This window comes from Hymenobacter agri, from assembly GCF_054778495.1.
Window position 1 is genome coordinate 1 of the sequence record NZ_BAAGZM010000251.1, and the last position, 5,830, is coordinate 5,830.

The 5,830-nt window shown below is 64.7% G+C and carries 4 protein-coding genes; 2 read left to right on the forward strand and 2 right to left on the reverse strand.

What is annotated here, in order from left to right:
* On the forward strand, nucleotides 1-680 hold a 680-nt coding region (locus ACYVDE_RS12940), incomplete at its 5' end, for a glycine betaine ABC transporter substrate-binding protein (protein WP_460501960.1).
* A 129-nt stretch (nucleotides 681-809) separates the two neighbouring features.
* Nucleotides 810-1,319 (forward strand): GNAT family N-acetyltransferase, encoded by a 510-nt coding sequence (locus ACYVDE_RS12945; RefSeq protein WP_460501961.1) that lies wholly within the window; start codon nucleotides 810-812, stop codon nucleotides 1,317-1,319.
* 167 nt (nucleotides 1,320-1,486) lie between these two features.
* Here ACYVDE_RS12945 and ACYVDE_RS12950 read toward each other — a convergent pair whose 3' ends face one another.
* Together ACYVDE_RS12950 and ACYVDE_RS12955 are read right to left on the reverse strand one after the other, a co-directional pair.
* Nucleotides 1,487-2,926 (reverse strand): zinc-binding metallopeptidase family protein, encoded by a 1,440-nt coding sequence (locus ACYVDE_RS12950; protein ID WP_460501962.1) that lies wholly within the window; start codon nucleotides 2,924-2,926, stop codon nucleotides 1,487-1,489.
* A gap of 158 nt (nucleotides 2,927-3,084) precedes the next feature.
* On the reverse strand, nucleotides 3,085-5,830 hold a 2,746-nt coding region (locus ACYVDE_RS12955; RefSeq protein ID WP_460501963.1), incomplete at its 5' end, for a T9SS type A sorting domain-containing protein.

Genomic DNA, 5,830 nt, shown 5'->3' on the forward strand with positions numbered 1-5,830 from the left:
GGGCCTACGGCCTGCGCGTGCTGCACGACGACCGCCGCGTGTTCCCGCCCTACTACGCTGTGCCGGTGGTGCGTCCCGCTCTGCTGCGCGAGCACCCCGAGCTGGGCCCGGTGCTGGCCAAGCTGAATGGGCAGATTGCCGACTCAGTGATGACCGACCTGAACTACCGCGCCGACTACCTGCACCAAGCCCCCAAAGCCATTGCCGAGGCCTTCCTGAAGCGGCGCGGGCTGTGGACGCCCCCGCGCCCGGCCGCCGCGGGCGCGCCGGTGGTGAAGCTGGGCTCGAAGATTTTTGCCGAGCAATACATTCTGGCTGAGATGTACGCGGCCCTCATTCGGGGCAATACCGATTTGGCGGTGGAAACCAAAACCGGCCTCGGCGGCACCACCATCTGCTTCGAGGCACTGCGCAACGGGGCCATCGACCTATACCCCGAGTACACCGGCACGGGCCTGCTGGTGCTGCTGCAGCCCCGGCCGGCTGTAGTCGACTCGTTGGGCGGACGCCCGGCGGCGGTGCTGAGCTACGTGCGGGCCGAGTTTCGGCGGCGTTTCGGACTGGAGTGGCTGCAGCCGCTGGGCTTCAACAACACCTACGCCCTGCTCATGCGCGGGCAGCAGGCCCGGGCGCTAGACATCCGCAGCGTGTCGGATTTGGGCGGCTACCTACGGCAGTAGCGTGTCCTGTCATTCTGAGCGGAGCGAAGGCCCTTATCACCCTTCGGCCGACAGCCATTTACTACCAATCGTTGGCAGTAATTAAGTTCTTTCGCTCCGCTCAGAATGATAATCAGGTATTTTCGCCCCATGATTCTCGCCACCGCCACGCCCGCCGATGCGGCCCGCCTCGCCCACCACGTGAACGCTGCCTACCGCGGCGAAACTGCCCGCCAAGGCTGGACTACCGAAGCTGATTTACTTGATGGCCAGCGCATTGACGAAGCCGGCATGCTTGAAATGCTGGCCCAGCCCGGCACGGCCATGCTACTGGCCCAAAACGAAGCCGGTGAGCTGCTGGGCAGCTTCTACGCGCAGCTAAAGGGCGACGTGGTATACTTGGGTATGCTGGCCGTGGACCCCACGCTGCAAGCGCAGGGTGTGGGCCGCTTCCTGCTCGAAGCCGCCGAAGCCTACGGCCGCCAGCACGGCTGCACCATCAGCCGCATGACGGTGATTTCGGTGCGCACCGAGCTCATTGCCTACTACGAGCGGCGCGGCTATCACCTCACCGGCGCTACCGAGCCTTTCCCGACCGACCCGCGCTTCGGCATCCCGAAGCAGCCGCTGGTGCTGTGGGTGATGGAAAAGGCGCTGTAGGGGCGGAGAATCAAAGCATCAAAGAACGTCATGCTGAGCTTGTCGAAGCATCTCAACCGCAGTAGTAAACCCAGTCGTTGGGATTAGTTACGCGGTAGAGATGCTTCGACAAGCTCAGCATGACGTTCTGTTGTAGTGACATTCTTTTCCCTCGATTCCGCCACCCGCTAATCCCGGTAATTCAGCGCGGGCTTGCGGTTGCCGAGCAGCGGTTTATACACGTAGCTGCCGACCTGCTGCTTGAGCTCGGCTTTGGCTTTGGCCACGAGTGCGGGGTCGGTGAATAAGTCGATGCCGGTGAGGGCCATGGTTTTGGCGGCCACCATGAGGCCCTTGCTGCCGATTTCCTGGCCGCTGCAGGCCACGGCCTGCCAGCTGTGGGCGGGCGTGCCGGGCACCCAGGTGGCGGCCATCAGGCCCACGGTGGGCACCACGTAGCTCACGTCGCCCACGTCGGAACTGCCGCCGAGGTCGTTTTTGGTGTAGGGCGCTACCTGGGCGGCCTGGACCACGGGCGGCGCGGGTACCCCCAGTGAGGCCTGGATTTTCTGGCCAAAAGCGGCTTCTTCGGCAGTGTAGCTCACGCCACCTACCTGCTCCAAATTGCGTTGCAGGGCATGGGCCAGGGTTTCGTTCACGAGCAAATCGTGGGTACCGCCGATGATTTCGTAGTCCATGGTGGTGCCGGTGCCCAGGGCGGCGCCCTCGGCGGCTTTCACCACGCGCTCGAACACGGCCTGCACATCGGCACGGTTGGGGTGGCGCACGTAGTAGTACACCTCGGCGAAGTCGGGCACCACGTTGGGGGCCTTGCCGCCGTTGGTGATGACGTAGTGAATGCGGGTTTCCTGGGGCACGTGCTCGCGCAGCATGTTCACCATGTTGTCCATCGCCTCCACACCGTCGAGGGCGCTGCGGCCGCGCTCGGGCGCGCCGGCCGCGTGCGCCGCCACGCCGTGGAAGCGGAATTTGGCCGAGGTGTTGGCGATGTACTTGCCCACCATCGTGGCGTTCTGGTTGGCGGGGTGCCAGTGCAGCACGGCATCCACGCCGTTGAACAGGCCAGCTCGCACCAAGTACACCTTGCCGCTGCCGCCCTCCTCGGCCGGGCAGCCGTACACCTTCACCGTGCCCTTTAGCTTGCCTTCCTTGATGAGCTTTTGCAGCTCGATGCCGGCGGCCACGCTGGCCGTACCAAATAAGTTGTGCCCGCAGCCGTGGCCGGCATCCTGGCCGGCAATGGGCGTTTTTTCGGCCGTGGCCTGCTGGGCCAGGCCGGGCAGCGCGTCGTACTCGGCCAGAATACCAATGACGGGCAGCCCGCTACCGTAGGTGGCCACGAAGGCCGTCGGGATATCGGCCACGCCGGCCTGCACCGCAAAGCCGTTTTTGCGCAGCGTTTCCTGCAGCAGCGCCGAGCTTTTGGTTTCCTTGTAGCCCACCTCGGCGAAGCCCCAGATGCGCTGCGCCACCTGCTGGTACTCGGCGTAGCGGCCCTGCAAATCCTGCAGGGCTTCGGTTTTGAGGGCGTCGGCGGGCGGCAGGGCCGGGCGGAAGGCCAGCAGCAGGGCACCGCCGAGCAGGCCGAGGGTAGCGTGTTTTTTCATGGCTGATACGTTTCGAGCAGACAGGGAGGGGCCTGCGGCGCCGAAGTTACGCCGCGCGGCCAAGCCCAACAGCCAACACCAAGCGCCACCCCGGAAGCAATGAAAACGCCCCAATGTCCATCGGGGCGTTTTCTTTAGTATGCACTCGCGGGCAGGCGTTATTCTATTACAAGCCGGGTTGAGCGACTACCGGTGCGCACCACGTAAATGCCGGCGGCCAGGCCCGTAGCGGGCAGCACCGAGGCATTGCCCTGCGCATCGGCAGTGGTACTGAATACGGCATGGCCAGCGGTATCGAATACGCGGACTACCGCACCGGGCACTGCGCCATTAAGCGTAGCTGCTCCACGGCTCGGGTTGGGGAACACTGCCAGCGCCACGGCACTCGCGGGCCGAGCTACCGTTCGTACTGGCGAGTAGCGGAACGTTCCATCGGCATCGACCTGCCGCAGGCGGTAGTACAGGCTGGCGGCAGCGGGCAACGCCGCATCCGTCAGGCCGTAGCTGTGGGAACTGCTGCTGGTGCCGGCGGCAGCCACCGTACCAATGCGCACATAACCAGTGCCGTCGGTGCTACGCTCCACCTCGAAGGACCTGCTGTTTTTCTCCGAAGCCGTGCTCCAGGCCAAGCGTACCGCGTCGGCCGCCGGCGTGGCCGTGAAGGCCGTCAGCTCGACGGGCAGCGGGTTGGCGACGAAGATGTCGGATGTGAACAGGCCGCGGCCGTGGGTGGCGGCGACTACCATGCGGTCGGATTTGCGCAGGCGCAGCATGTCGACGCGCACGTTGGCCAGGTTGCCGTTCGACGGCGTCCAGACGACGGAGGCGGCGTAGAGGTCGTCGGTGCTCCACACGCCCAGTTCGGTGGCAATGAGGGCGCGCTTGCTGCCGGTGGGGTCGGGCAGTACCCAGCGCACGGGCATATCGGGCAGGTTGCCTTCGACGTTGGCCCAGCTGGTGCCACCGTTAGTAGTTTGCCACACGCTCACCTGCCCGTAGTTCGACACCGTTGCCAGAATATGCTGGTCGGGGTTGGCCGCGCCGGGCGCAAATTTTTCCACGCCGATGCTCGAAATCGACACGTAGGTGCCGGCATCGAAGATGGTGGCAATGGTGGGCGTCGGCGACGAGGCGTTGTCAATCTGCAGCACCCGGCCCGTGTTGGTGCCCACGTACACGCGGTCGTTCACGTTGGGCGAAACGGCTACGTGGGTGATAATCGCCCCGTTGATGGCCACCCCGGTAGTGCTGAGGTTGGGCAGGGCAATGGTTGAGAGTGCGGGCGTGCCCACGTTGGCATTGCCGGCGCGGCGCAGGGCCAGCGAGGTGCCCGTGCTGTAATTGTAGTACAGCACGTTATTCTGGCTGTCGTAGTCGAGCGGATTGATGAAGGAGCCTCGGGTGTTGTTTTCCTCCACTACATCGGGGAAAAAGTCGTCGCCTTTAGTGTTGGAGCGGTAGACGTTGCAGTACACGTAGGTGGCAAACTGCACGTCCGGCTGGTCCTGGTCGATGGCGCAGAACGCTCCGTCGCCGCCGTTCACGTCGCGCGTGGCGCTGCCCGATACCCCCCGGAACTGCTGAGTGCCGTTGTCCTGCGCACCAGCCAGGAAGTAGTTCACGTCGGTGGGGTGCACGGCCACCGCGTAAAACTGCGTCACGTTGAAGTTGGTATTGATGGGGGTGATGGTCGGAATGGCAGCCGTCGCATTCAGGCTGCGGGCCACGCCGCCGTCGTTGCCGAAGTACACAATCGAATTTGAGCCCGGCGCGAAGGCCACGGCGTGCTGGTCGGCGTGCACGTTCTGGTAGCCAAAGCCCCCATACCAGTGCGTGGTTTGCTGCCAGGCCACGTTGGCCGCCGTGGCGGCGGTACCGTTCGAGGTTTTGAAAATATCGACGCCGCCAATGAACACGGTGCCGGGGTCGGTGGGCGAAACGCCGATGGACAAGTCGTACCAGGCTTGGCCGCGGGTGAAGTCGGCGGCGGGAATTCCGGTGTCGGCATCTTTGGGCTTAGGCAGCGCCTGCCAGGTGTTGCCCCCGTCGGAGCTGCGGTAGATGTTGTAGAGCGCGTCGTTGCTGCCGCAGTACATGGCGTACAGTTGGCTGGGGTTGCTCGGGGCCATGGCCAGCTCCACCCGGTAGTACACATTGGTGGTGGGTAGCCCAGAGCCGGAAAGCGTGCGCAGATTGGTGAACGTGTTGGCGTCGCCCGAAGCCGAGCGGTAGATGCCGCGGCCCACCTCCGAATTGCTCGCCGAGGCATACACCGTTCCGTCTACCGGGTTCAGGTCGATGTCGGACACGCTGGCGGGCGTCGACAGCACCGTTGTCCAGGTGGTGCCGCCGTTCTGGCTGCGCCGGAGGCCGCCGGTTTCGGTAGCGGCGTACACCCAGCCGTTTTTGTCCACCCCCAGCCGGTTGATGTAGTAAAACGCCGCCACGTTGTTGGTGCTGGCGAGTTGCGTCCAGGTTACCCCGTGGTCGGTCGATTTCCAGATGCCCAGGCCCCGGCTGGCATCGCTGTTGCCGAAGCCCTCGCCCGTCCCGAAATACATAATATCGGGATTGGATGGGTCGTAGGCCAGCGTGGTAATGGCCAGGTTGGCAAACGTGTCGTCAATTTTCGACCACGTGGGCGTGGTGCCGGCGGCGTTGTTCGACTTCCACAGGCCACCGCCTACCGAGCTGGCCCACACCTTGTTGCCGGTGGCATCGCTGGGGTCGGGCATGATGGCCCGCACCCGCCCGCCAATATTGCTGGGACCTTTTTCGGTCCAGTTGGCCAGGCTCAGGCTGCCGCCGTAGGAAGCGCCCCGCTGCTGGGCCAGGGCCCGTGCCGCCAGAATGCGCTCGGCCTGGGCCTGGGCCACTAGCAGGCGCTCGCGCGGCACGGTGCCG

Coding starts and splice junctions, on each gene's coding strand:
- ACYVDE_RS12950 (WP_460501962.1), bottom strand. CDS start 2,926: ATGAAAAAACACGCTACCCTCGGCCTGCTCGGCGGTGCCCTGCTGCTG.
- ACYVDE_RS12945 (WP_460501961.1), top strand. CDS start 810: ATGATTCTCGCCACCGCCACGCCCGCCGATGCGGCCCGCCTCGCCCAC.